Origin of the sequence: Pseudomonas sp. CVAP#3, assembly GCF_018986375.1 — a bacterium.
Taxonomy (GTDB): domain Bacteria; phylum Pseudomonadota; class Gammaproteobacteria; order Pseudomonadales; family Pseudomonadaceae; genus Aquipseudomonas; species Aquipseudomonas helvetica.
In genome coordinates this window covers 68,386-92,976 of sequence record NZ_JAHMSC010000017.1, presented here as the reverse complement: position 1 = coordinate 92,976, position 24,591 = coordinate 68,386, and the positions used below count along the sequence as shown (strand labels likewise).

The 24,591-nt window shown below is 60.7% G+C and carries 22 protein-coding genes; 8 read left to right on the top strand and 14 right to left on the bottom strand.

The genetic code is table 11. The features are described from left to right. Positions 1-46: 46 nt before the first annotated feature. The 3 genes from KRR23_RS23415 to KRR23_RS23405 form a co-directional block, all read right to left on the bottom strand. Complete coding sequence (locus tag KRR23_RS23415) at positions 47-640, bottom strand: HAD family hydrolase (protein ID WP_216744431.1); 594 nt, start codon at positions 638-640, stop codon at positions 47-49. Further along, positions 637-1,506 carry an acyl-CoA thioesterase II gene (gene tesB / locus KRR23_RS23410; RefSeq protein ID WP_216744430.1) on the bottom strand — a complete coding sequence of 290 codons (870 nt, stop codon included), beginning with the start codon at positions 1,504-1,506 and terminating at the stop codon, positions 637-639. The genes KRR23_RS23415 and tesB overlap by 4 nt, the downstream gene beginning before the upstream one ends. 106 nt (positions 1,507-1,612) lie before the next feature. Then, entirely contained in the window at positions 1,613-2,182 is a 570-nt protein-coding gene (locus KRR23_RS23405) for a GNAT family N-acetyltransferase (RefSeq protein ID WP_216744429.1), read from the bottom strand. 77 nt (positions 2,183-2,259) lie between these two features. Between KRR23_RS23405 and KRR23_RS23400 the strand changes: the two genes are divergently transcribed. Both KRR23_RS23400 and KRR23_RS23395 read left to right on the top strand, forming a co-directional pair. Further along, a complete protein-coding gene (locus tag KRR23_RS23400; RefSeq protein WP_216744428.1) occupies positions 2,260-3,180 on the top strand; it encodes a histone deacetylase in 921 nt (306 codons plus the stop codon). Positions 3,181-3,474: 294 nt separating this feature from the next. Further along, positions 3,475-4,716 carry a TIGR03862 family flavoprotein gene (locus KRR23_RS23395; RefSeq protein WP_216744427.1) on the top strand — a complete coding sequence of 414 codons (1,242 nt, stop codon included), beginning with the start codon at positions 3,475-3,477 and terminating at the stop codon, positions 4,714-4,716. 237 nt (positions 4,717-4,953) lie between these two features. On the opposite strand, the gene KRR23_RS23390 is transcribed toward KRR23_RS23395, so the two are convergent. The 5 genes from KRR23_RS23390 to KRR23_RS23370 form a co-directional block, all read right to left on the bottom strand. Continuing rightward, positions 4,954-6,288: a DEAD/DEAH box helicase gene (locus KRR23_RS23390; RefSeq protein WP_216744426.1), complete on the bottom strand. Its 1,335-nt coding sequence runs from the start codon at positions 6,286-6,288 to the stop codon at positions 4,954-4,956. A gap of 52 nt (positions 6,289-6,340) precedes the next feature. Continuing rightward, positions 6,341-7,267: a drug/metabolite exporter YedA gene (gene yedA, locus KRR23_RS23385; RefSeq protein WP_216744425.1), complete on the bottom strand. Its 927-nt coding sequence runs from the start codon at positions 7,265-7,267 to the stop codon at positions 6,341-6,343. Positions 7,268-7,471: 204 nt separating this feature from the next. Further along, complete coding sequence (locus KRR23_RS23380; RefSeq protein ID WP_019691558.1) at positions 7,472-8,083, bottom strand: PolC-type DNA polymerase III; 612 nt, start codon at positions 8,081-8,083, stop codon at positions 7,472-7,474. 22 nt (positions 8,084-8,105) lie between these two features. Next, positions 8,106-8,585, bottom strand: coding sequence for an NYN domain-containing protein (locus tag KRR23_RS23375; RefSeq protein WP_019691557.1), 480 nt, complete (start codon positions 8,583-8,585; stop codon positions 8,106-8,108). A gap of 137 nt (positions 8,586-8,722) precedes the next feature. Then, positions 8,723-9,487, bottom strand: coding sequence for a DUF2076 domain-containing protein (locus KRR23_RS23370; protein WP_216744424.1), 765 nt, complete (start codon positions 9,485-9,487; stop codon positions 8,723-8,725). A 177-nt stretch (positions 9,488-9,664) separates the two neighbouring features. Between KRR23_RS23370 and KRR23_RS23365 the strand changes: the two genes are divergently transcribed. Next, positions 9,665-10,339, top strand: coding sequence for a YciC family protein (locus KRR23_RS23365; RefSeq protein WP_216744423.1), 675 nt, complete (start codon positions 9,665-9,667; stop codon positions 10,337-10,339). 73 nt (positions 10,340-10,412) lie between these two features. Continuing rightward, a complete protein-coding gene (locus tag KRR23_RS23360; RefSeq protein WP_216744422.1) occupies positions 10,413-11,492 on the top strand; it encodes an endonuclease/exonuclease/phosphatase family protein in 1,080 nt (359 codons plus the stop codon). A 183-nt stretch (positions 11,493-11,675) separates the two neighbouring features. Here KRR23_RS23360 and hrpB read toward each other — a convergent pair whose 3' ends face one another. Continuing rightward, a complete protein-coding gene (hrpB, locus tag KRR23_RS23355) occupies positions 11,676-14,207 on the bottom strand; it encodes an ATP-dependent helicase HrpB (RefSeq protein WP_216744421.1) in 2,532 nt (843 codons plus the stop codon). Positions 14,208-14,316: 109 nt separating this feature from the next. Between hrpB and KRR23_RS23350 the strand changes: the two genes are divergently transcribed. Both KRR23_RS23350 and KRR23_RS23345 read left to right on the top strand, forming a co-directional pair. After that, complete coding sequence (locus tag KRR23_RS23350; RefSeq protein ID WP_054594184.1) at positions 14,317-14,736, top strand: hypothetical protein; 420 nt, start codon at positions 14,317-14,319, stop codon at positions 14,734-14,736. Positions 14,737-14,764: 28 nt separating this feature from the next. After that, entirely contained in the window at positions 14,765-15,670 is a 906-nt protein-coding gene (locus tag KRR23_RS23345) for a cation diffusion facilitator family transporter (protein ID WP_216744420.1), read from the top strand. Here the strand turns inward: KRR23_RS23345 and KRR23_RS23340 are convergent. Further along, positions 15,655-16,752 carry a DUF6515 family protein gene (locus tag KRR23_RS23340; RefSeq protein WP_216744419.1) on the bottom strand — a complete coding sequence of 366 codons (1,098 nt, stop codon included), beginning with the start codon at positions 16,750-16,752 and terminating at the stop codon, positions 15,655-15,657. The genes KRR23_RS23345 and KRR23_RS23340 overlap by 16 nt on opposite strands. A gap of 421 nt (positions 16,753-17,173) precedes the next feature. Here KRR23_RS23340 and KRR23_RS23335 point away from each other — a divergent pair, with 421 nt between their 5' ends. Together KRR23_RS23335 and KRR23_RS23330 are read left to right on the top strand one after the other, a co-directional pair. Beyond that, positions 17,174-17,653 carry an Lrp/AsnC family transcriptional regulator gene (locus KRR23_RS23335; RefSeq protein WP_007894448.1) on the top strand — a complete coding sequence of 160 codons (480 nt, stop codon included), beginning with the start codon at positions 17,174-17,176 and terminating at the stop codon, positions 17,651-17,653. 287 nt (positions 17,654-17,940) lie between these two features. Then, a complete protein-coding gene (locus KRR23_RS23330; RefSeq protein WP_003228500.1) occupies positions 17,941-18,150 on the top strand; it encodes a DUF2788 domain-containing protein in 210 nt (69 codons plus the stop codon). Here the strand turns inward: KRR23_RS23330 and KRR23_RS23325 are convergent. The 4 genes from KRR23_RS23325 to KRR23_RS23310 all read right to left on the bottom strand — a co-directional run bounded on the left by KRR23_RS23325 (position 18,145) and on the right by KRR23_RS23310 (position 24,531). Further along, positions 18,145-18,786 carry a pseudouridine synthase gene (locus tag KRR23_RS23325; protein ID WP_253912224.1) on the bottom strand — a complete coding sequence of 214 codons (642 nt, stop codon included), beginning with the start codon at positions 18,784-18,786 and terminating at the stop codon, positions 18,145-18,147. The two genes, KRR23_RS23330 and KRR23_RS23325, sit on opposite strands and share 6 nt — an antisense overlap. Before the next feature lie 71 nt (positions 18,787-18,857). After that, entirely contained in the window at positions 18,858-20,357 is a 1,500-nt protein-coding gene (amn, locus tag KRR23_RS23320) for an AMP nucleosidase (RefSeq protein WP_178098715.1), read from the bottom strand. A 62-nt stretch (positions 20,358-20,419) separates the two neighbouring features. After that, entirely contained in the window at positions 20,420-22,069 is a 1,650-nt protein-coding gene (locus KRR23_RS23315) for an acyl-CoA dehydrogenase family protein (RefSeq protein ID WP_216744418.1), read from the bottom strand. A 74-nt stretch (positions 22,070-22,143) separates the two neighbouring features. Then, entirely contained in the window at positions 22,144-24,531 is a 2,388-nt protein-coding gene (locus KRR23_RS23310) for a hybrid sensor histidine kinase/response regulator (protein ID WP_216744417.1), read from the bottom strand. Positions 24,532-24,591 lie beyond the last annotated feature (60 nt).

The following is a 24,591-nucleotide window of genomic DNA, read 5'->3' as shown; positions in this document are numbered from 1 at the left end:
CATCGCGAGCAGGCTCGCGATAGCGGTTAACCAGACAACAAATATCTCAAGCCGACAACATCTGCCGCAACTGCACACAATCCTGTGCATGCCAGTCGGCCAGCTCGGGCCACGGATTATCCGGCAAATTCACCAACACCGTCCGTGCCCCCGCCGCGCGCCCGCAATCCAGGTCGAAGCGATAATCGCCGACCATCACCAACTCGCTCGGCGCCACATCCCAGGCCTTGGCCAGCTTCAGCAGACCACCCGGATGCGGTTTGGGCGGAGCTTCATCACGACCCAATACATCCTCCACCGCAAAGCAGTCAGCCAGGCCAATCGCCTCAAGCGTGACATGGGCCAGCTCGCGCGCATTGCGCGTGAGAATGCCGAGGCGATAACCGCGCCCGGCCAGTTCACGCACCAGTTCCACCGCACCGGGAGCAGGTTTGGAGCCCAGGGCCAGGTCGCGTTCATGCTCCAGCAACCACGCGTGTTTCGCTGCGGCTTCATCGGCCGGCAGCGCCGCAAGATGGGTGAGGATGTCGTGTTCAGCGGGAATCGCCAGCGCCTGGCGAATCGCCACGAAATCGTGCACGGCCACGGTCAGCGTGCCGTCCATGTCGAACACCCAATGCCGCACCTCGGAGAGACTCATGCCCAATCCTTGCGATGACGAATCAGGCCTTCCTGCGTCACCGATGCCACCAGCTTGCCGGCGCGGTTGAACACACTGCCGCGTGAGAAGCCGCGAGAATTGCCGGCCCATGGGCTGTCCATGGCGTACAGCAACCAGTCATCGGCGCGCAGGTCGGCGTGGAACCACAACGCGTGATCAAGGCTGGCGACTTGCATGTCTTTCTGCCAGACCGACTTGCCGTGCGGCAACATCGAGGTGGTCAGCAAACCGAAATCGGAGGCATAGGCCAGCAGGTATTTGTGCAGCGCCGGTGTGTCGGCCAACGCACCGTCGGCGCGAAACCAGACGTACTTGATCGGGTCGGCCGGTTGTGGGTTGTACGGGTCTTTCTCCGTCACCGGGCGGACTTCGATCGGCTTTGGGCACAGCAGCTTTTCGCGCATGTGCTCGGGAATCAAATGCGCGCGTTGCTGGGTGATTTCCAGCTCCGACGGCAGGTTTTCCGGGCCGACCACTTGCGGCATTGCGGTCTGGTGTTCGAAGCCTTCTTCGTCGTACTGGAACGATGCGCTGCAGGTGAAGATCGGGTTGCCCTTCTGGATCGCCGTCACGCGGCGAGTGCTGAAGCTGCCGCCATCGCGCACCCGATCCACCTGATAGACAACCGGCATACCCGCATCGCCCGGACGCAGGAAATAACCGTGCATCGAATGCACGTGGCGCGCGTCTTCGACCGTCTGGCTGGCCGCCGAAAGGGACTGGCCCAACACCTGGCCGCCGAACAGCTGACGAAAACCCAGGTCCTGGCTGCGACCGCGAAACAGGTTTTCTTCGATCGGTTCCAGGGTCAACAAGTCGACCAGATCATCCAACACATGGCTCATTCAGACTCTCCTCACACAGAGCAATGCCGCGCAGTCTTGGCTGCGGCGGTCGATTCAGATAGTGGCCAAGGCCAACCATGAGCCCATTGTAAACATCCCGGCTATCTTATCCATGCAAGGTTTCCAACCACTGCTCGCGGGTAATGCGGTAGAGCACATGGCGGCGCAACGGATGATCGGCCGCCAGTTTGGGGTGCTCGAAATCCGCTGCGGGGTCGTGATGCATGCCAATGGCTTGCATGACTTTCTGCGAAGGCAGGTTGGCCTCGGTGGTAAACGCCACGACTTCGTCCAGCGCCAAACGGTCAAAGCCGCAACGCAGAGCGGTCCAGGCTGCTTCACTGGCGTAGCCCAGCCCCCAATGCTCACGGGCCAGACGCCAGCCGATTTCGCTGGCCGGGGTGAAAGAAGCTTCGAAACCGACCACCGCCAATCCGGTAAAACCGATAAATGCGCCGGTGTCCTTGCGCTCCAGCGCCCACAGGCCGAAACCATGCTCCGCGAAATGACCACGGATTCGCCCGATCAATGCCGCACTTTCCAAGCGGCTCAAGGGTGCCGGAAAGTGGCGCATGACCTGCGGGTCGGCGCACATCGCCGCAAACGCCGGCAAATCCTCATCGCGCCATTGGCGCATCAGCAGCCGCGCGCTCTCGAGTTGCAGTATCGGCTCCATTGTTCCCCCTCCGTTCCCCTGCAAACAAGTCTACATCGCTGGTAGGATCCTTTACTCATTCACTCCATGAAATCGCCATGTCGCTGCCGCTGATTTACCACGAAGACTACAGCCCCGAGTTCCCGGCGGAACATCGCTTTCCCATGGACAAGTTCCGACTGCTGCGCGATCACTTGGTGGACAGTGGTTTGACCCAGGATCACCAGTTACTGCGCCCGGAAATCTGCCCGCCCGAGATTCTCGCCCTCGCCCATGACCCTGCGTATATCGAACGCTATATGGGCGGCGAGTTGTCCCGCGAAGACCAGCGGCGGCTCGGTCTGCCGTGGAACGAAGCGCTGGCCCGACGCACGGTGCGCGCGGTCGGCGGCTCATTGCTGGCCGCCGAGCAGGCGCTGGAACACGGCATGGCCTGCCATCTGGCCGGCGGCACGCATCACGCCCATTACGATCACCCGGCAGGTTTCTGCATTTTCAATGACCTGGCAGTGATCAGCCATTACCTGCTGGAAAGTGGCCGGGTCGGTCGGGTACTGATCTTCGATTGTGACGTGCACCAAGGCGATGGGACGGCACGCATACTGGAACATACCCCGGATGCGGTGACGGTTTCCCTGCACTGCGAAAAGAACTTTCCTGCACGCAAGGCCAAAAGCGATTGGGACATTCCGCTGCCCATGGGCATGGGCGACGAGGATTACCTGAAAGTCGTCGATGACGCGCTGAATTATCTGCTGCCGCTCTATCAGCCCGACCTGGTGCTGTATGACGCCGGTGTCGATGTGCATAAAGATGACGCGCTGGGCTACCTGAAACTGACCGATGAAGGCGTCGCCGCCCGTGACGAAAGCGTACTGCGCCATTGCCTGGGGCGCGACATTCCGGTGGTCGGGGTGATCGGCGGCGGCTACAGCAAGGACCGCCAGGCCCTGGCGCGACGCCATGGCATCCTCCATCACAGCGCACAACGGGTCTGGCAGTCATCAGGTTGTCACTGAGGTGTGGATGCTTTACCCACAATGCCTGTGGAACGGCCTGTGGATAACCTGAGCGAAAGGACCTACAGGCCATAGCGCGTATAGCCTGCAAGCCATTGAGCATTTTTTAACCAGCAACAAACACACCCTGTAGGAGCTGCCGCAGGCTCCGATCTTTTGATCTTGAGCTCCCGCGACCAGCGAAACGTCAAAAGATCGCAGGCTACGCCAGCTCCTACGGACCGGGGCGGGGCTGCCAAAGGCTGCACTCCTGATAGAATGCCCGCCCTATTCCGACGAACCGCAGCTCACGCCATGACCCAGCCCTCCGCCAACCGCCCTCACCACGTCGCCATCATCGGCGGCGGCCCCGCCGGCCTGATGGCCGCCGAGGTACTGAGCCAGGCCGGGGTCAAGGTCGATCTGTACGACGGCATGCCCTCGGTAGGTCGCAAATTCCTGCTGGCCGGCGTCGGCGGCATGAACATTACCCATTCCGAAGCCTACCCGGCATTTCTGGCCCGTTACGCCGAGCGCGCCCCGCACATCGCCCCGTTGCTGCGCGAATTCGGGGCCGAAGCCTTGTGCCGGTGGATTCATGGGTTGGGTATCGAAACCTTTATCGGCAGCTCTGGCCGTGTGTTTCCGACCGACATGAAAGCCGCCCCGCTACTGCGTGCCTGGCTCAAACGCCTGCGCGATGCCGGCGTCGTTATCCACACCCGCCACCGCTGGCTGGGCTGGAACGCCGATGGCAGCCTGCGCATCGATAGCCCTGACGGTGAGAAAGCGATCAGCGCCGATGCGTTGTTACTGGCGCTGGGTGGCGGCAGTTGGTCGCGTTTGGGTTCGGATGGCGCCTGGATGCTGCCGCTGGAACAACGCGGAGTTGCCCTGGCGCCACTGCAACCGAGTAATTGTGGTTTCGAGGTGAAGGCCTGGAGCGAGCTGATGGTCAGCAAATTCGCCGGAGCCCCGCTGAAAAATATCGCCATCGGCTTAAACGATGATGTACCGCGACTCGGCGAATGCGTGATCACTGCGACCGGCATCGAAGGCAGTTTGATTTATGCGTTGTCGGCGCCGATCCGTGAAGCCATCAATCAGACCGGCTCGGCCACCCTTCATCTCGACCTGCTGCCCGGCAGGCCTGTGGATAAAATCCAGTCGGCGCTCAGTAAGCCCCGCGGTTCACGCTCCATGGCCAAACACCTGCACAGCCAACTCGGCCTCGACGGTGTCAAAGCGGCACTGTTGCGCGAATTGACACCGGCCGAATGCTTCACTGACCCGCTGTTGCTGGCCAATGCGATCAAGGCCTTGCCGCTGACGCTGGTCAACACCCGCCCATTGGACGAAGCCATCAGCAGCGCCGGTGGCGTGACGTTCGAGGCAATGAATGAAAAGCTGATGCTCAAGCAGTTGCCTGGCGTGTTCTGCGCGGGGGAAATGCTCGATTGGGAAGCGCCAACGGGTGGCTATCTACTGACCGCGTGTTTCGCCAGTGGGCGAGCGGCGGGGTTGGGGATGGTGGAGTGGTTGCAGCGTGGGATGTGATTCGTTTACCTCTCGTTTCCCTACAACCTTCCAGATCCCCCTCACCCTAACCCTCTCCCCAGAGGGGCGAGGGGACTGACTGAGGTGTTCTTTCGAGTTACATCGACCTGAAAGTCCGAGTCGAACTCAGGTTTTGAAGGGCTTGGAGATCTGCTCCCTTTCCCCCTCGCCCCTGTGGGGAGAGGGCTGGGGTGAGGGGGAGATCTCAAGCCGATCACACACCCAAGGCAACCCAAATCAAGGCTTACGCTTACGTGGCCCGGTATTGAACACCGGTACTTTTCGCACAGGCTTGATCGAAGGTTCCGGCGCCGAAGCATCACCGCTTTCCACCCACTTGCCGAGGTTGCGTTTGCCGCCACCGGAGACTTTGGGCTTCTTCGGCTTTTTCGGTTTCTTGACCACCTGGCCGCTGGCATCAGTGTCCGGCACACGGTGCTCAGGCTCAAAGTCCTGCTCCATATGGCGGGTCAAGGTCTGACGCGTCAGCATCTCGATGGCCGACAGCTGATTCACTTCATCGGCACACACCAGTGAAATCGCTTCACCCGTCGCGCCCGCTCGGCCGGTACGACCGATACGGTGGATGTAATCCTCGGCAACGATCGGCAGGTCGAAGTTCACCACCAGTGGCAAGTCCTCGATATCCAGACCACGGGCCGCAACGTCGGTAGCCACCAGAATCTGCACTTCACTGGCCTTGAAACGGTCCAGTGCGCGCTGGCGGGTGGCTTGTGGTTTATCGCCGTGAATACCGTCGGCATTCACGCTCAGGCCCTGGAGTTTTTCCACCAACGCGTCTACGCCGTTACGGGTCTTGGCAAACACCAGCACCTGCTTCCAGCGATTCTTGCGCAGCAAGTGGATGAACAGCTCGGCCTTGCGCTTCTTGTCGACCGTGACCACCCATTGCTTGACCGTATTGGCGGCAACGTTACGCGGGCTGACTTCGATGCTCAGCGGATCATTGAGCATTTTCCCGGCCAACTCGCGAATCGCATCGGAGAAGGTCGCAGAGAACAGCAGCGTCTGACGCTTTTTCGGCAGCGCCTTGTAAATGTTCGCCAGTTCTTCGGAGAAACCCAGATCCAGCATGCGGTCGGCTTCGTCCAGCACCAGGGTTTGCAACTGGTTGAACTTCAGCGCGTTCTGGCGGAACAGGTCCAGCAGGCGACCAGGCGTGGCGACCAGCAGGTCGACACCTTTGCGCAGCTTCATCATTTGCGGGTTGATGCTGACGCCGCCGTACACCGCGTAGGTGCTCAGCGGCAGGTTCTCGGCATACTGGCGCACGCTTTCATGAACCTGCTCGGCCAGCTCGCGGGTTGGCACCAGGATCAGCGCACGTACCGAGTTACTGGTGACTTTCGGCCCTTCCATGGCCAGCAACTGCAACAGCGGCACGGCGAAACCGGCGGTCTTGCCGGTGCCGGTCTGGGCCGCAGCCATCAGGTCGCGACCGGCCAGCACCGCCGGAATGGCTTGCGTCTGCACCGGGGTCGGGGTCTGGTAACCGAGCGTCTCAAGGGCGCGCAGCAAGGGTTCGATCAGGCCAAGAGTGGCGAAAGTCATGGGAATACCGTAGGAAAAATCAGCGCGAGTGTGCAATGGCGCGCAGTTTACCCTAATTCACACGGGATTCTGTCGGCACCAGGACCGCAGGCCGCTCAGGAGCACGTCGCCACTGTGGCAGACTGATCAGCAGCACGGCACTGATGATCACTGCCATCGCCAAAGCTTCTTCAATACCGATGCTTTCTCCGGCAAAAACGATCCCCAGCAACACCGCCACTGCCGGGTTGACGTAGGCATAACTGGTGGCCGCCGCCGGGCGGACGTTTTTCAGCAGATACATATAGGCGTTGAAGGCGACGATCGAGCCAAACACCGACAAGTACATCATTGCGACCCACCCCTCGAGAGGCGGCAAGCTTTGCAGTTGTTCGCCAGCCAGCGCGCTGCCGATCAACGACACCACGCCGCCGACCAGCATTTGCGCCGCACTGGACATCGCGCCCTGAGGCATTGGCAAATGTTTGCTCCAAACCGAACCAAACGCCCAGGCTGCCGCCGCACCAATCAGCAGCACAGCCCCCAAAGGACTCGATTGCAGATTGGAGCCCAGATTGAGCATGGCGATACCGATCAGCCCCAGCACAATCCCCGCCCATTCCAGACGGGTATTACGCGCGCCCCAGAAATATCCGCAGAGCAAGGTAAACAACGGCACTGTCGCCACCGCCAAGGCCGCGACACCAGAGGCCACGCCCGTGTGCTCGGCCATGCTGACCGCGCCGTTGCCAAAACTGAGCAACAAAATCCCGATCAGCCCCGCCGCCTTCCACTGCGGCCAGGTCGGAGCTGGCACACCGCGCCAGCGCAGGAAGGCGTACATCAGCGTCCCGCCGACAATAAAACGAATGCCGCCCAGCATCAGCGGCGGCCAGTACTGCACGCCGATGCGAATCACCAGGTAGGTCGATCCCCAGATCACGTACAACGCAAAAAAGGCACCCATCAGCGGTAACGGGAAACGGCGTAGACCAGGCATGGGACGCTCGAAGGCAGGACAAGGAGAGCGTTATTTTAGAAAGCCGATGAACGGAACTTAAGTTACAAAACCTGTTTATAAGGCCGGTACACTTTTCAAAGTACCACCGCATCACATCAAGAGCGGACGCGGAGCGTCCAGTGAGGCATTCCCACGCAGGAGCGTGGGAATGATCTCATTCACTGCGCGTGAGAACGATCAACCTTAGAACCCGCGATGGCGCTTGAGGTGTTCGTTGATCTTCGCCGCCGGCACTTTCTGCAAGCTGCACAGCAAATCATGCGACAACTCGCGCAAGCCGTGTTTCTGCCGCAGCTCTTGCGCCAGATGCGCGGTGAGGTTGGCAGCCATTTCGGCGTCGGCCATCGCCCGGTGAGCCTGACCGGTATGGGGCAATTGGGCGAAGGTGGTGAGGGTGCCGAGTTTGTGGTTCGGCGCGGCCGGCATCAGGCGCCGGGCGAGTAACAGCGAGCAGGCGAAGTTCTGCAAGCGTGTGCGTTTGATCCGTCCCAGTTCAAAGTCCCAGAACTTCTGGTCGAAGGCGGCGTTGTGGGCCAGCAGCGGCGTGATACCGACGAACTCATTGACCTCGTTCATCACCTGCTCGGCCGAGGGCGCGGTGCGCAGCATGGCGTTGCTGATACCGGTCAGTTGCTCGATGAAGGCCGGCACTCGCACGCCGGCGTTCATCAGACTTTGATAACGGTCGACAATGCGCCCCTGCTCAAGAATCACCACGGCAATTTCCGTGGCCCGGCAGCTGCTGCTCGGGGAGATTCCGGTGGTTTCAAAGTCGATGACAGCTATGCGTTCCAAACCTGTTCCTTGGATTCAATAGTCAGTTTTTAAGCAGCAACGCGCCTTCGATCGGCACGTAACGGCTGGCCGCGCGAATCAGCGAATTGGCGGTGAGCCCCGGCACGCCATAGGCGACCGCTTCAACACCGTGCTTGGCGATGATCCGCTCCAGCAACATGTCGAAATCACCGTCCCCCGAGGCCAGCACCACTTCGTCGACGTGATCAGCGGCATCCATGATGTCGAGGGTGATGCCCACGTCCCAGTCGCCCTTGGCCGAGCCATCGCTGCGCTGGATATAGGGCTTGAGTTTCACGATGAAGCCGAGGTTGCGCAGGATCTGCTGGAATTGCTGCTGCTTGCTGTCGCCGCGATCGATGGCGTAGGCATAGGCCTCGACGATCTGCCCGCGCTGACTGACGTCAGCCCAGAGGGCGGCGTAGTTGAAATGACAACCGTAGGCCTGGCGCACGGTGTAATAGAGGTTTTGGACATCGGCGAACACCGCGATCTTCTTCACCGCAAATCCTCATGGCGCGCACAAGCGCGGGCGATTGATCGGACTCAAGGTCCGAAAGTCGCCCAGTATGCCAGTCAGAAGGAATGTTCCGCGAATAATCAGTCCGGGGCGCAACAAGGCCCCGGACGAATGGCGTATCAGACGAAGGAATCGTCGTCATCACCACCGAAGAATGAGCTGTCGTCGCTGTCGTCGGCGTCTGCAAACCCGCCCTGATCGTTATTGCTCCAGGAGTCGTTGTTGGCCAGGCGCTCGCTGTCATTCACTTGAGCCGGCTCTTCCTTGATGACCTCAACGATTTGCTGCGGTTGCTGCTGGTTGCTGTGGAACAGGCTACTGATACCTTCTGCCAGCATCACGCCACCCGCCACGCCGGCTGCGGTTTTCAAGGCGCCACCGAGAAAGCTGCTGCCAGCTGCCGGCGCCTGTTGCTGAGGTGCCGCGTAGTTCTGTTGTGGTGCACCAAAACCCTGCTGTGGCGCGCCATAGTTTTGTGGCGGTGGCGCAGAAGGCCGCGCCGGTTCACGCCAGCCACCGCTCGACGCTGGAGCGCTCTGGGCCGGTGCAGGCTGTGGATCACGGGAGCCGCCAAAGATGCTCGACAGGAAACCACCGCCGCTGTTGCTTGGTGCCGGTGCTGCGGCCTGGGCCTGGGCCTGTTGCAGCTCGGCTTGCAGTTGCTGAATTTGCTGGGTGAGCTGTTTGTTTTGCTCGTCGAGGCTCTTGATCGCCGCCTCTTGCACCAGAATCGCCTGAGTCATGAAATAGCCCGCTGCTGGCTGGCGGCTCAGGTGTTCCTTGATCCGCGCCTCGGCCAGAGCATCGCGCGGGGCTGAATCCGTTTCGGCCTGTTGCAGCCGTGAAAACAGTCCATCGATCAGGGTTTGTTCTTCGCTGTTCATGGCGACCTCATAGATTGCCGGAAAATCATTGCCCTTTTCCCTTATGGATAAGGTGCCCCCTAGTTATGGGGCTGTTGCTGATTGTTTCAATGGCCTTTACCGAACGTTTACGTTTGCTCGACTACCGGTCGCATCGGTTACAGTGTCGACATACTTTGTAATCAGCGAAAGCGACCGATGAATCCGTTAGACGTACTCCGCGACTCCCTGTATTTCTTCCAGCGCAACCTGGGCCGCATCGTGCCGCTGTGTCTGCCGTTGGTCGTGCTTGAAGCCTTGCTTCAGCAACTGGTCGATCACTCCCAGGGCCCAGACGCCTTTCCCGGCTATAGCGTGATTGTCGGGTTGCTGGTCTATCCGCTGTACACCGCCGCGCTGATCCTGTTTCTCGATGCCCGCAGCCGTGGCGAATCGCCGCGCACCCTGGCCCTGTTGTCGGCGTCGGTCAGCCTCTGGCCGCGCTTTGCATTGCTGACGGCGGTCAACACCTTGCTGATTCTGGTGGGGTTGTCGCTGTATTTCCTGCCAGGCATCTGGCTGATGGTGATGCTCGCCTTTGCCGAATACCTGCTGGTGCTGCGCAACATGCAGCCACTGGAGGCCATCAGGGAAAGCATGCGCCTGGCCCGCGGCAATTTCCTGCGCATCCTGCTGTGCATTCTCTGCGTGATGGGCCCGTTGTGGATGCTCAAAGGCGCGAGCATGGCCATCTATCCGGAGCCGCAGAACCCGGCACTGTCGCTGATCATCGAAAGCGTCCACAGCTTTCTGCAACTGTTCACCAGCGTGGTGCTGTTTCGTCTGTTCATGTTGATCAGCGAGGCCCCCGATAAAACCGAAGGCAGCGCCTGACAGCTCTACCCTTGGGGTCCGGACGCACCTCGGTTATGCTCGGGCCCAACTTTGTAACGCCATAAGCCGAGCCATGACCCGTCTACTGCGCTACACCCTGCTGGGCCTGCTGATACTCGTCAGCCTGCTGTTTTCCTTTCTCTACAGCCTGACCTGGCGCCCCGACGCCAAGGAAACGCCCCCCGTCAGTTGCAGCACCAGCGCACCCACGCTGGTGCCGGGTCAGACGTTGAAGGTGATGACCTGGAACGTCCAGTACCTGGCGGGTAAACGCTACGTGTTCTGGAATGACCTGGCTCAAGGCCCTGACGAAAGTCCGACTCCGGAAGACATGGCCTTCAGCCTCGATGAAGTGGCACGGGTAATCCGCGATGAGCAGCCGGACCTGGTCCTGTTGCAGGAACTGGATGATGACGCCAAGGCCAGCGGCTATCAGAACCAGCTCAAGTTGCTCCAGGAACGCCTGGCCGACCTCTACCCTTGCAGCACGCACGCCTCCGACTGGAAGACCGACTTTGTTCCCGATCCGCATATTTTTGGCAGCGTTGGCCGGCAATTGGCGACCTTGAGCCGCTACCAGATCGAACACGCCGAACGCCTGCAGTTGCCTGAAGCGCCAATCAATTTCATCAGCCGTCAGTTCCAGCCGAAAAACGCCCTATTGGTGAGTTACCTGCCACTGCGCGATGGCGGGCAAATGGCGGTGCTCAACACTCACCTCGATCGGGCAGTGAAACCTGATGAAGCCCAGCAGGCGAAGGTGACAGCGGTTGCCAAGGTGCTCGACACGTATGAAGGTCGCGGCACGCCGTGGCTGATCGGTGGCGACTTCAACCTGTTGCCGCTGGGCCAGTATCAACGCCTCGCGCCCGAGCAACGCACGCCCTATTCCGCCGACAGCGCGCTGCATGTGTTGTGGGACAAGTACCCAATGATCCCGACCAACAACGAGGCCAGCGGTGTCGATCGGGACCAGTGGCTGACCCATTACCCTAACGACCCCAGCCTCAACGGCCCGGACCGCACCGTCGACTACCTGTTCTACAGCCCGCGGATCAAACGTATCGAAGCGCAAGTGCGGCAGGACGATACGCTGCGCATCTCCGATCATTTGCCGGTGATTGCACGGTTTCTGCTCCCCGTCGCCCCCTAGAGCAAGTAAACAACCTGTGGCGAGGGGGCTTGCCCCCCGTTCGGCTGCGTAGCAGTCGTAAATCGGCAAATGCGGTGTACCTGATAAAACGTAGTGACAGGTTCAGGGCCGCTTCGCGCCCCTACGGGGGCAAGCCCCCTCGCCACAGGATTAGTGTCAGCCACTGCGCACTACAAAGCCCGTCTACTTACGCGGCTTGGCCCGCGCCGTGGCCTCGGCCACCAACGGGTCATCCGGCCAGTAATGTTTCGGATAACGGCCCTTGAGGTCCTTCTTCACCTCGGCATACGTGCTGCGCCAGAAGTTCGCCAGATCCTGGGTGACCTGCACCGGCCGCCGCGCCGGTGACAGCAAATGCAGCTTGACCACCTGCCGTCCCCCGGCAATGCGCGGGGTTTCGGCCAGGCCGAACAACTCCTGCAAACGCACCGCGAGAATCGGTGGCTGTTCGCTGTAATCCAGACGAATCGATGAACCGGAGGGCACGCTCAGATGATGCGGCGCCTGCTCATCAAGGCGTTGCGGCAATGGCCACGGCAGCAGGTTATGCACAAAGCTCGACACATCCAGGCTGGCGAAATGGCTGAGCCGTGAAACCCGTCCCAGGTACGGCATCAACCAGTGTTCCAGACTGGCCAGCAACGCCGCATCACTGACGTCCGGCCACTCACTCTCGCCCTGCTTGTTCAAGTCCAGCTGACGCAGCAATGCCACTCGTGCCTGCCACTGACGCAACTCCGGCGTCCACGGCAATAGCTCCAACCCCTTACGGCGCACCAGATTGACCAACGCCTGGCTGCGCGCGGTTTCATCAAGACCGGTCAACGGCTCACGACTGAGCACCAGCTCGCCGACCTTGCGCTGACGCTCGGCCCGCAGCACGCCTTCACGCTCGTCCCAATCGAGCTGATCGACACAGCGCACCTGCTCCGCCAACACCGAGTCGAACAGCGCCGGATCAAAATCCGCTGCCAGATAAATCCGTTCTTCGCGTTGCCCCTGACGACTGCCCAGATCGGCGATCACCAGCCACGGCTGCTTCATCAGGCTGTCGGCCTCGGCGAACAACGCCGCACGACCGTTGGCCAACCGATACTCCGCACCACCGGCACGGCGCTGCTGGGCGACGCGATCCGGATAGGCCAGCACCAGCAATGCGCCGAGCCAGCGCGGATGCTCCGGATCGCTGACCGGCGACTCGGCTTTGCCACGCAGATAACCACGATATTGCCGGGCCAATTGCCGCGCCCGCTGCACACCACCCTGAGCGCCACGCGCCGCGCGCTCTTCGCCGGACAACAGCACCAGTCGACTGTGCAAGTCCGCTCCGGCACCGCGCAAAATATCCCGTTCACCGAGCAATGCAGCGACGTCGCAAGCCATGTTCGCCAGCCCCAACGCTTGCCCACGCAGTAACAAATGCGCAATTCGCGGATGCGCCGGCAGTTCGGCCATGGCCTGACCGTGGCGAGTGAGTTTCCAGTCTTCAGCGGACGAACCCTGCAACGCGCCAAGGCGTTCGAGCAAGTCCTGCGCCTGTGCATAAGCCGCCGCCGGAGGTACATCGAGCCAGATCAACTGCCCAGGCGTCACGCCCCAACGCCCGAGCTGCAGGGCAAGCCCGGCAAGGTCTGCCGAGAGAATTTCCGGGCTGGCATAGGCCGCCAGTTGTTCGTGTTGATCCTGCGACCACAGCCGATAACACACACCCGGCTCCAACCGTCCTGCGCGGCCGGCACGCTGGGTGGCGCTGGCGCGGGAGATGCGCTGGGTGTCGAGGCGGGTCATGCCGCTGCCGGGGTCGAAACGCGGCACTCGCGCCAGCCCGGCGTCGATGACTACGCGCACGCCATTAATGGTCAAACTGGTTTCGGCGATGTTGGTGGCCAGCACCACTTTGCGTTGGCCAGGTGGCGCCGGATCGATGGCCGCACGTTGCGCCGCCAGATCGAGCTCGCCATGCAACGGGCAGAGCAACACCTCGGAACGCTCGCCCAAGGCATCCGCCAACTGCTGGTACACACGACGGATTTCCGCTTGCCCGGGAAGGAACACCAACAGGCTGCCCGCTTCATCGTTCAAGGCATCGAGAATGGTTTGCACCACTCGTGGCTCGATGAATTCACCTGGCTGAAACGGCCGGCCCCAGCGCATCGTCACCGGGTACATGCGACCCTCACTACGCAGGATCGGTGCGTCATTCAGCAGCCCGGCGAGGCGCTCGCCTTCAAGCGTCGCCGACATCAACAGGATCTTCAGCGGCTGCTCTTCCCGAAACAACTCGCGGCCATTCAGGCTCAGGGCCAGCGCGAGGTCGGCATCGAGGCTACGCTCGTGGTATTCGTCGAAAATCAGCAGGCCCACACCGTCCAGCGCCGGGTCCTCCTGCAAGCGACGCGTGAGGATGCCTTCGGTGACCACTTCGATGCGCGTGTTCGGCCCAACCTTGCTGTCCAGGCGAATCCGGTATCCGACGGTTTCGCCGACTTTCTCGCCGAGCTCGCTGGCCAGCCGTTCGGCCGCCGCCCGCGCGGCCAGCCGACGCGGTTCAAGCATGAGGATGGTTTGCCCGGCCAGCCATGGCTCATCCAACATCGCCAATGGTACGCGGGTGGTTTTACCGGCGCCGGGCGGTGCTTCGAGCACGGCTTCGTGGCGTGTCGCCAAGGCTTCACGCAGCGCGGGTAAAACTTCATCAATTGGCAAAGAGTTCATGCTGGCTCCAAAACAGATCGGCGAGTATAACGGCGAACTGCCTGGCGTTAATCACGGTCCTATTTCATACCGACGACGTTTCGTTTCAAGTTTGCTCAGGAGATTTATTATGCGTGCCCCATTTCGCCTGATTGGCGGTCTATTGGTTGCAACCCTGCTGACCCAAGTGACCGCATGCGGTTCGATTTTCTACCCGGATCGCCGTGGCCAGATCGACGGCAAGATCGACCCGGCGATTGCCGCGCTCGACGCCGTGGGCCTGCTGTTCTATATCATCCCCGGGCTCGTCGCGTTTGCCATAGACTTCACCACCGGCGCGATTTACTTCGAACCCGGCAAGACCGCACAAGTGGCGCCGGAGAAACTCCAGCAGGCCATCGATGCCGACGGCAAGGTCGATAACCACAAGTTGCAGGCCATTCTCGAAAGCGAACTGGGCCGCAGTTTCCCGCTGGATGATCCGCGCCTGATCCAGCACAAGGGCAGCGTCCAGCAACTGGCCTTGCTCGGCCTGCAACCCGCTGCTTGATGCACAACACCGAGGAAACGCTCCACCTATGACCAGCAGCCCGGAACACGCTCGCCTCTTACGCCTCGCCACCCGCGCCTCCGTGGCGGTGGCGAGCATACTCATTGTCGCCAAGGCCATTGCCTGGTGGCTGAGCGGATCGGTGAGCATGCTCGCCGGGCTGACGGACTCGGCACTCGACGGCGTGACGTCGCTGCTCAATCTGTTGGCGGTGCATTACGCACTGCGCCCGGCCGATGACGATCACCGCTACGGGCACGGCAAGGCGGAATCCTTGTCGGGCATGGCACAGGCACTGTTCATCGGGGGCAGCGCGGTATTGATCGCGTATCAGGCATTCGAGCGCCTGCAACACCCGGAACCGGTGGGCGCGCCGTGGATCAGCATTGGCGTGATCATCTTTTCCCTCGTCCTGACCCTGGCGCTGCTGATGCTGCAACACCGGGTGATCCGCGAAACCGGCTCCAGCGCGGTGCGCGCCGACTCGCTGCATTACCGTTCCGACATGATGCTCAACGGCAGCATCCTGGTGGCGTTGGTACTGGCCGGTTTTGGCTGGCATCAAGTCGATGCCTGGTTCGGCCTGGGGATCGCCGCCTACATTTTGTGGAGTGCAATACAAATCGCCCGGGAGAGTTTTGCGGTGCTGATGGATGAAGAACTGCCACCGGACGTCAGCCAGCACATGCTCGAACTCGCATGCAGCGTGCCCGGTGTACTTGGCGCACACGACTTGCGCACAAGGATCTCCGGCAGTCACTGGTTCGTGCAATTGCACCTGGAGTTACCGGGGGAACTGACGCTGTCAGTCGCTCACGGCATAAGCGATCAAGCAGCGGACGCCATTCACGCCGTTTACCCGCGAGCCGAAGTGCTGGTGCACGCCGACCCGCAGGAAGTGGTGACAGCCGTCCGGAATCAGAAAGTGACCTGATAACCGCGTGAGACAAGGCAATTGCCTTCGGCCTGGCGGTAAGTCTGTACCACCTGTGGCGCCGGCTGATAGGTCACGGTCCGTGGATCAAACCCGCTCTGCTGGACCGCCCAACGATAACAATCGTAACCGTCCTGAGTGACCTGCTCGGGCGGCTGCCCATTGATCGGGTATGCCACCACGTCATAACCATTGCTGGTCGGTTGCGGTGCCGGGTTGCCTACCGGTGGCTCAACCACAACGTAGTCTTGAGTGCTTTCCTCGTAGGCGTAGTACGCGCCTGCTGCCAGAAACATCAGCGCGCCACCGATCCACACCTCCTGAGCGTAATCGGGCAGATACCTCACACGGATCCCGCGAGGCGGTTGGACCACCACATAACGCAGCCCGTTCGGGCGATACCAATAGCCACCGGAGTAGAAGTAATCCTGCCCACGGTACGGCACACGGTCGTGGCGCTCAGGGAAGCGCTCGATTATTTGACCTGGCCGATACCGCGGACCATCACCCCAGCCGTTGCCATGTCCTTCCGGACGTCCTGCCCAGCGACGGTCATCCCGATGGTCATCGTGACCGCCGGCCTGCCAACGCTGGTTGTAATCATTGCGCCGCGGAATGTCCTGATAGTAGCCACGCTGTGGCTCCTGGGTCTGGCGAACAGTGTCCGGACGGCCCTGGATCGGCAGGTTGTTCGCAGGCGCAGGCGCGGGTCGGACTTGAACCTGGCCATTGGGCTCGTGTCGCTGACGGTTCTGCCAGTCGCCTCCCTGATTCTGGCCGTTGTGTTCGAACTGCCGGCTGTTGTTGCCGCGAATGATTTCAGTCTGCGGCCGTGGCTGGTTATTTTGGGGACGTGGCTGGTTGTTTTCCACGCGAGGCGGATTGTTTTCGGGACGCGGTTGATTGTTCCCCTGCCGCCCCTCGCCACCACGCTCGTGTTGACCACCACCGTTATTGTGTTGCTGTTGTCGTTGCTGTTCCTGAAGCTGCTCCTGAGCCCCCTGACCTTCTGCCAGCAATGGCGCGCTGACACTTGCACACAACACACCAACACCTGCCATACGCCAGATGCGCGACTTCATGCTATTCCTCACTGCGGTGGTGACCTATACATAAGACTGAAAAAGCACAGGCCGGTTCTGCAACAGATTATCAGTCGCCAGACTTATTTCTTGATTTACACGCAATAAAAAAGGGAGACCCGTCGGCCTCCCTTTGAGAACTTCGTCCGTGCTCGACGCTTTTGACGTCGGCTCACCTCACTCCGTCTTCTGGACAGTGTGTAGCCCGGGGGCCAACTCAACCCCTGTGGGAGTGGTGGCCGCGGCTGGCCTGATTCGGCGGGCCGCTGTGGACTGTTTGTCCGGGCAGTGATTCTGGTGATAAGAATAGGCTTGAGGTGGCGACAGAGGATTGCGAAGATTGCTCAAATAAACATGACTTGCGCAATTTTTCATCACGGATAGATAATCCACCGCAATAGTTAAGACAAAGGCCTGATTCATGAGCAAACTCGACCGATACGACTTGAGCATTTTGGCGGAATTGCAGCGCGACGCGCGCATCTCCAATCAGGAGCTCGCCGAACGCATCGGCCTGTCGCCATCGCCTTGTTCGCGACGGGTAAAGCAGCTTGAAGACGACGGCTACATCACCCGCCAGGTCGCCCTGCTCGACCGCAAGATGCTCGGCCTGAGCCTGACTGCCTACGTGTTGATCGGCATGGACCGGCACACGCCCGAGCGCTTCGAAAACTTCGAAGCCGCCATCCGCACCTTGCCACAAGTGCTCGAATGCAGCCTGGTGACCGGGATGGACGCCGACTATCAACTCAAGGTGGTGGTGCCGGACATGGACCACTACCAGAAACTGCTGCTCGGCCACCTGACCCGCATTGAAGGCGTGACCAGCGTGCGCTCAAGCTTCGTGCTCAACCAGGTGCTTAACAGCACCGAGTTGCCGTTGACTCATTTACGTAGCTGATCGTTGCTGGATTCGAAATAGCGATTGATCTGAAAACCACCCCTCACCCCAACCCTCTCCCCAGAGGGTAGAGGGAGCAGATCGGTGTGCTTTTCAAGCTTGAGATCGACTCGACATTTCAGCTCGCAGGATTTCTAAAGAAACCCCGGATCAGTCCCCTCTACCCTCTGGGGAGAGGGTTAGGGTGAGGGGTTGATCTCAGAGCAGACGCAGATCAATACCTAGCCAATCCCCATTGGCGTATACTTCACCGGCTTTTTTCGCCCCGCCCGCGCTGGAGATAATCGATGGATCCTGCAGTATTTGAAGAGTGGATGATGACCGGTCTGGTAAGCATCCTGATCATTTTCATGGGTTTCATCGTCTGGGATCTGGCAAAAAAATCCAAGGCCGGACGCTTCGGTTCGTTCATCCTGTTCTTCGTGCTGGGTCTGGGCGTGGCCGCGTTCATCATCAAGAGTGTGGTGATCGGCCTGATCGAATCCGGCGCTTTATAAGCGCGCCGGCACTTCTTTCCACTGGCCCTGATCGAGGCCTTCGATGGTCCAGTCGCCGATTCGCACCCGCACCAGACGCAGAGTCGGCAAGCCAACTGCAGCGGTCATGCGCCGCACCTGACGGTTACGCCCTTCACGAATCACCAATTCCAGCCAACTGGTCGGCACATTTTTGCGAAAGCGCACCGGCGGGTTACGCGGCCATAGTGCAGGTTCTTCCAGCTGCCGCGCCTGCGCCGGCAAGGTCATGCCGTCATTCAACTCAACGCCCTCGCGCAAGCGCTGCAATTGCTCGGCGCTCGGCTCGCCTTCCACTTGTACCCAATAGGTCTTGGCCAACTTGTGTTTCGGGTCAGCAATGCGCGCCTGAAGCTGGCCATCGTTGGTCAGCAGCAGCAAGCCTTCGCTGTCACGGTCCAGCCGTCCTGCCGGGTAGATCCCGGGAATCTCGATATAGTCCTTGAGCGTCGCCCGCCCTTCACCGTCGCTGAACTGCGTCAGCACATCGAAGGGTTTGTTGAACAGAATCAGCTTCGGCTCGGCCGGCGGTGCTTTGGCAACACGTCGCGGGGCTGAAGAGGATTGCGCAGGTTTCACGCCGGGGCGACGGGAAGCGGGACGAGGAGGACGCGGCATGGCAAAAACAACATCTAACGGTCAGGGCTGCCAATGCTAGTGCCCCGACCGCTAAATGACCATGACAACAATCAGCGGAATGGCGGCTCGTCGAAGCTGCGCAGTTTGCGCGAGTGCAACGAGTTGAGCTCGGTGCGCAGCAGATCCACCGCCGCGATGCCGATCTTCAAATGCTGACTGACCGCACGCTCATAGAAGGCGTTGGCCGAACCCGGCAACTTGATTTCGCTGTGCAGCGGCTTGTCCGACACACACAGCAAGGTGCCGTACGGCACGCGCAGACGATAGCCTTGCGCAGCGATGGTGCCACTTTCCATGTCCACGGCAACCGCGCGAGACAGGTTGATCAACGGACGCTCCTGAGCCCAACGCAATTCCCAGTTACGGTCGTCGTAGGTCAGCACGGTGCCGGTGCGCAGGCGTTTTTTCAGGTCATCGCCCTTTTCGCCAGTGACGTTGGCTGCCGCTTGCTGCAAGGCCATCTGCACTTCGGCCAGGGCCGGAATCGGAATGTTCGGCGGCACCACCCGGTCGAGAATCCCGTCGCGACGCATATAAGCGTGGGCCAGCACGTAATCACCGATAGTCTGCGACTGCCGCAGGCCGCCGCAGTGACCGATCATCAGCCAGCAATGCGGGCGCAACACGGCCAGGTGGTCGGTGATGTTCTTGGCGTTGGACGGGCCGACACCAATGTTCACCAGGGTGACACCGTGGCCGTCAGAGGCTTGCAGGTGATAGGCCGGCATTTGATAACGGTGCCAGACCACGCCTGCGGCAATGGCCGACGCTTCGCCGTGATCCATGCTCTTGTCGATGATCACGTTGCCCGGCAAGACCATGCGCACGAAACGCGGATCGGTGCGCAGTTGCTCCAGGCCATGGGTGATGAACTGGTCGACATAACGGTGGTAGTTGGTCAGCAGAATCCACGGCTGCACATGGCGCCAGTCGCTGCCGGTGTAGTGCACCAGGCGGCGCAGAGAGAAATCCACTCGCGCTGCATCGAACAACGCCAATGGCAGCGGGTCGGTGTTTTCCCAGTCGTATAAACCATCGGCAATACCGTCGGTGGCGGCCGACAAATCGGTGCTCGGGAACACTCGCGCCAATACCGCAGCGGTGACGCCGGAGCCTGCCAGTTCATCGCCCTGCTCGACCACGTACGGATACGGGATGTTCTGCTCACTGACGCCAACTTCCACCGTCACGGTGAAGTCGTGCATCAGCGGCACCAGTTGCTCCAACAAATACTTACGGAAAGCCGCCGGATGAGTGACGGTGACGCTGTAGGTCCCCGGCAACTGGACCTTGGCGTAAGCCCGTGTGGTCTGTGGGACTTCACCTTGGCAAAGGTAGGTCAGGCGTAATTCCGGATAACGAAACATCGCACGCTGCTCGGCGTCGGGTTCGATGCGGTCCTTAAGATAACGCTTGAGCGCCTGACTCAACGCCGTGGTGGCCCGCTCGTGCAGAGCGGCAAGCCGATCGACGGCTTGTTCGGCGGTTTGAACGACAATAAAGGCTTCGGTCACGATCAGCTTCCTGTGTTCTGACTTGCAGACCTTCATCTTGCCTGTATCGCAGTCCGACGGGAACCCTGTGGGAGCGGGCGTTGATTGCAAAAACGTGATCAGAAGCCTTGCGGAGTCGAACGCGCCACAATCGCTTCCACATCCAGACCACGCGGCAAGGTGCCGTAAACCCGGCCGGCCGTTCCCAATCGGCTGGCGATGAAGGCATCACTGACAGCGGTGTTGCCTGCTTCGAGCAACAGCCTGGCTTGCAGGCCCAGGGCGATGTCTTCGGTCAGTTGTCGGGCGCGGTATTGAATGTCATCGGTATCCTTGAACGCCGCCTGCAACTGGCTGATGTGTGCGGCCAGACGCTTGTCGCCATGTCCGTCGCCCAGTTCGCTGAACAGCGCATCGAGCACACCCGGCTCTTTCGACAGCGCTCGCAACACGTCAAGGCATTGAACGTTGCCGGAACCTTCCCACGTCGAGTTCACCGGCGCCTCACGGTACAGGCGCGGCAGAATGCTGTCTTCGACATAACCCGCACCGCCCATGCATTCGGCGGCTTCGTTGATCATGGCCGGCGCACGTTTGCAGATCCAGTATTTGCCCACTGCCGTTACCAGTCGGGCGAATTTGGCCTCCTGAATGTCATCAAGGTGATCCAGCGCCCGGCCCATGCGCAGGCTCAAGGCCAGCGCGGCTTCGCTTTCCAGCGCCAGGTCGGCGAGCACGTTTTGCATCAACGGTTGTTCACTGAGCAATTTGCCGCCAACCATCCGGTGCGCGCAGTGATGGCTGGCCTGGGTCAATGCCTGGCGCATCAGGGCGCTGGAGCCGACCATGCAATCGAAGCGGGTCATGGCCACCATCTCGATGATGGTCGGCACGCCGCGCCCCTCTTCGCCGATCATCCACGCCAGCGCCCCGCGAAACTCGACTTCGCTGGAGGCATTGGAGCAATTACCGAGTTTGTTTTTCAGCCGCTGGATATAGAACTGGTTGCGCGTGTCATCCGGGCGATGGCGTGGCAGCAGGAAACAGGTCAGGCCCTTGTCGGTTTGCGCCAGGGTCAGGAAGGCGTCGCACATCGGCGCCGAGCAGAACCATTTGTGTCCCACCAGCTCATACGCCTGGCCGGGCCCCGCAGCGCCAACCGGGTAAGCCTTGGTGGTGTTGGCCCGAACGTCGGTGCCGCCCTGTTTCTCGGTCATTGCCATGCCGATGGTGACGCCGGCCTTGTGGGCCATGCCGACATTGCGTGGGTCATACTCGGTGGCGAGAATTTTCGGCAGCCATTGCCTGGCGATGTCCGGTTGCAGGCGCAACGCCGGGACGCTGGCGAAGGTCATGGTCAGCGGGCAGCCACTGCCGGCTTCGGCCTGGCTGTGCAGGTAGCTCATGGCCGCACGGGCAACGTGGGCACCCGATTGCGGATCGGTCCAGGGCAAGGAGGTCAAGCCGTGCTCGACAGCCGTGCGCATGAGTTCATGGTAGGCCGGGTGAAACTCCACCAGATCGATGCGGTGGCCATAGCGATCATGGCTGGAGAAGACCGGCTTGTTCTGGTTGGCCAGGAACCCCGCTTCCATCAACGGACCGCCGGCCAAAGCGCCGTACGCATCGATACGTGCGTCAGCCCAAGCCGCCCCGAAACGCCGCGCCCACTCTTGCAACGGCAGGTCGATGCGGTAGAGGTTGGTCCCATCCAGCGATGGCGGCTGGTTGGTGACTTCGTGGGTTTCGGCGAACTGATGCAGGTTCATGGCGGGGCCTCCTTGGGTCAGTTGAGACCTTCAGTTAAGCACCGCCTCCCCACCGAACAAAGTGGCATATCCGCCTAAATGTCGGCGCTTTCACCTTGTTTCGGACAAAGCACCCGACGATAAAGCGTCGCTTGCAACTCCTCGAATTTCACCGGTTTGCCAAGGTAATCGGTCAATCCCTGCTCAAGATCCAGGCCCTGTGCCGAGACCACCGCAGCCAGCACCGGCAACTCGGCATAACCGGGCAGCGCGCGGATCCGGCTGTCGATCGACAGTCCGTCGAGCAGCGGCAACGGACAGTCGATCAGCACCGCGTCGAACGATTCGCGACGCAAAAACTCCAGCGCCGCCTCACCGCTGTCGGCGCTGCGAACCCGATAGCCGAGCTTGAGCAACATGCCACGCACCACCAATTGATTGATGCTGTTGTCGTCGACCAGCAACACCGTGCAGTCCTGCGGTGCGCGTAAGCGGACGCTGCCGTGAACCTGGCGCGATTGAGCGACAACCGGTTGCACAACATTCACCACGTCAAACTCGACATCAAGCTGAAAGCGGCTACCGCGTCCGGGCTCGGAACGATGAGTCAAACGTCCGCCAAGCAGCTCGACCAATTGCCGACAAATCGCCAGACCGACACCCAACCCACCGTATTCGCGCGTCATCGAGCCGTCGAGCTGGAAGAACCGCTGATACAGCGTGGCTTCACCCAGATCGGTGAAACCGATGCCGGTGTCGATCACGGCGAAAGACAGCGCCAGACGCCCCTCTTCGGCAAACTTGCCGCTGACCCGCAAGGCCAGTCCACCCACCCGGGTGAACTTGATCGCGTTATCCAGCAAGCACTCCAGACTTTGCGCCAGTTTGGCGCTGTCACCGTGCAAACGGTCGGGTAGCCCGGGGGTCAGATCAACCTTGAAGTCCAGGGCCTTGCTCGCGGCGTTGGCGGCGAACTGCTGCTGCAAGGTCTCGACCATCGCGCGCAAGCTGAACGCTTCGGGGTACACCTTGAGTCGGCCGGCCTGCAATTCAGTCAGGGTCAGAATGCCGTTGACCATGCGCATCATGTCCCGTGCCGAACCGGCAGCCGTTTGTTGATACTGCTCAAGCTCCGGGTCGAGGTCGACGGTCTGCATCAACTCCAGCGAACCGATCACGCCGTTCATCGGCGTACGCAGTTCGTGGGTCAGCGTCGCGAGAAATTCATCCTTGAGCTGGTTACTGCGGGCCAGTTGCTGGTTCAACACTTCGAGCTTCTGCCCGGCGTCAAACAGCGTCTGCGCCTGCTGCTCGCGCATGGCGTTGATCCGGTCAGCCAGGGCTAGCGACAGCAGCGCAACTTCAATCGCCGAGCCGATCTGACTGGCATACATGGTCAGGAATACGTTGGGCAGATAGCCGAGCACCATCAACGTATTGACGACCCCGCCAAGCAGAAACGCCGACCAGGCAATGATGAAGTAGCGCGCCACCCGCAAGCCGCGCCACCAGGCGAAAATCCCGGCGAAGAAAATCACCACGGTGAAGATCAATGCCAACGCCGTCGCCAAGCGCAGGGCCAAGGCGTAGCTGGTCATCAACGACAGCCCGACCACCACTGCGCTGCACGCAATCAACACCAACAGCAAGCGATCGAGCCAGCGACTGCAACTGGCCGTTTGCAGGAAGCTGCGGGCGAACTGGCTGCCGAACAGGGCGGCGCTGCCGATGAAAAACGGTGTCGAGGCGTTGGCCCACCACGGGTTGTCCGGCCAGAAATACTCGACTGCCGCGCCGTTGACCGACAGTTGGTAGAGGCCGAATGAGCCGATATAAAAGATGTAATACAGGTAACTGGTGTCACGCACGCTCAGGTAGATGAACAGGTTGTAGACCAGCATCCCGAGCAGCACGCCGTAAATCAGACCGAGCACATACAGGCGCAAGGGCTGGTCTTCCAGATAGGCGGTGCTCGACCAAAGGGTCAATGGCGCCTGGATCGAACCCTCGCTTTGCAGGCGCAAGTACAGCGTTTCGCGCTGATCGGGGACGAAGTCCAGTTTGAACAGGTAGTTGTTTTGTCGAACCTGGCGACTGGCGAACGGCAAGGTATCGCCAGTACGACTGACCAATCGATATTCACCGGTGCTGTCCGGCAGATAGAGGTCGATATGGTCCATCGGCGGATAAGCCAGCTCCAGCAGCCATCTGCGTTGAGCGTCGGGGTCTTTCGGGCGGTAGTGCAGATCGACTTTGAGCCAGAACGCCGAATGCGAGTAACCGGCGTTCAGCGTGTCTTTGTCATGGGTCTTGAAGTTGCCGGCCGCCGCTTGCGCGCGCACATCGGCGATGGATGCAGTGCCGGCGACATCTTCGTACACCTGCATGACTCGTCCCAAGGGGAGGCTTTGGGTGAGCTCATCAAAATCGGCTGCGGCCGCCAACATCGGCAAGCTCAACAGCAACATCAGCAAATAGCGCATAAAGCCCCAGCGTGGCCAGTCCGGTTGTGTCAGGAAGCCCCCCATTCCCTTTGAGTAGAC

Coding starts and splice junctions, on each gene's coding strand:
- KRR23_RS23415 (WP_216744431.1), bottom strand. CDS start 640: ATGAGTCTCTCCGAGGTGCGGCATTGGGTGTTCGACATGGACGGCACG.
- tesB (WP_216744430.1), bottom strand. CDS start 1,506: ATGAGCCATGTGTTGGATGATCTGGTCGACTTGTTGACCCTGGAACCG.
- KRR23_RS23405 (WP_216744429.1), bottom strand. CDS start 2,182: ATGGAGCCGATACTGCAACTCGAGAGCGCGCGGCTGCTGATGCGCCAA.
- KRR23_RS23400 (WP_216744428.1), top strand. CDS start 2,260: ATGTCGCTGCCGCTGATTTACCACGAAGACTACAGCCCCGAGTTCCCG.
- KRR23_RS23395 (WP_216744427.1), top strand. CDS start 3,475: ATGACCCAGCCCTCCGCCAACCGCCCTCACCACGTCGCCATCATCGGC.
- KRR23_RS23390 (WP_216744426.1), bottom strand. CDS start 6,288: ATGACTTTCGCCACTCTTGGCCTGATCGAACCCTTGCTGCGCGCCCTT.
- yedA (WP_216744425.1), bottom strand. CDS start 7,267: ATGCCTGGTCTACGCCGTTTCCCGTTACCGCTGATGGGTGCCTTTTTT.
- KRR23_RS23370 (WP_216744424.1), bottom strand. CDS start 9,487: ATGAACAGCGAAGAACAAACCCTGATCGATGGACTGTTTTCACGGCTG.
- KRR23_RS23365 (WP_216744423.1), top strand. CDS start 9,665: ATGAATCCGTTAGACGTACTCCGCGACTCCCTGTATTTCTTCCAGCGC.
- KRR23_RS23360 (WP_216744422.1), top strand. CDS start 10,413: ATGACCCGTCTACTGCGCTACACCCTGCTGGGCCTGCTGATACTCGTC.
- hrpB (WP_216744421.1), bottom strand. CDS start 14,207: ATGAACTCTTTGCCAATTGATGAAGTTTTACCCGCGCTGCGTGAAGCC.
- KRR23_RS23350 (WP_054594184.1), top strand. CDS start 14,317: ATGCGTGCCCCATTTCGCCTGATTGGCGGTCTATTGGTTGCAACCCTG.
- KRR23_RS23345 (WP_216744420.1), top strand. CDS start 14,765: ATGACCAGCAGCCCGGAACACGCTCGCCTCTTACGCCTCGCCACCCGC.
- KRR23_RS23340 (WP_216744419.1), bottom strand. CDS start 16,752: ATGAAGTCGCGCATCTGGCGTATGGCAGGTGTTGGTGTGTTGTGTGCA.
- KRR23_RS23335 (WP_007894448.1), top strand. CDS start 17,174: ATGAGCAAACTCGACCGATACGACTTGAGCATTTTGGCGGAATTGCAG.
- KRR23_RS23330 (WP_003228500.1), top strand. CDS start 17,941: ATGGATCCTGCAGTATTTGAAGAGTGGATGATGACCGGTCTGGTAAGC.
- KRR23_RS23325 (WP_253912224.1), bottom strand. CDS start 18,786: ATGCCGCGTCCTCCTCGTCCCGCTTCCCGTCGCCCCGGCGTGAAACCT.
- amn (WP_178098715.1), bottom strand. CDS start 20,357: ATGAAGGTCTGCAAGTCAGAACACAGGAAGCTGATCGTGACCGAAGCC.
- KRR23_RS23315 (WP_216744418.1), bottom strand. CDS start 22,069: ATGAACCTGCATCAGTTCGCCGAAACCCACGAAGTCACCAACCAGCCG.
- KRR23_RS23310 (WP_216744417.1), bottom strand. CDS start 24,531: ATGCGCTATTTGCTGATGTTGCTGTTGAGCTTGCCGATGTTGGCGGCC.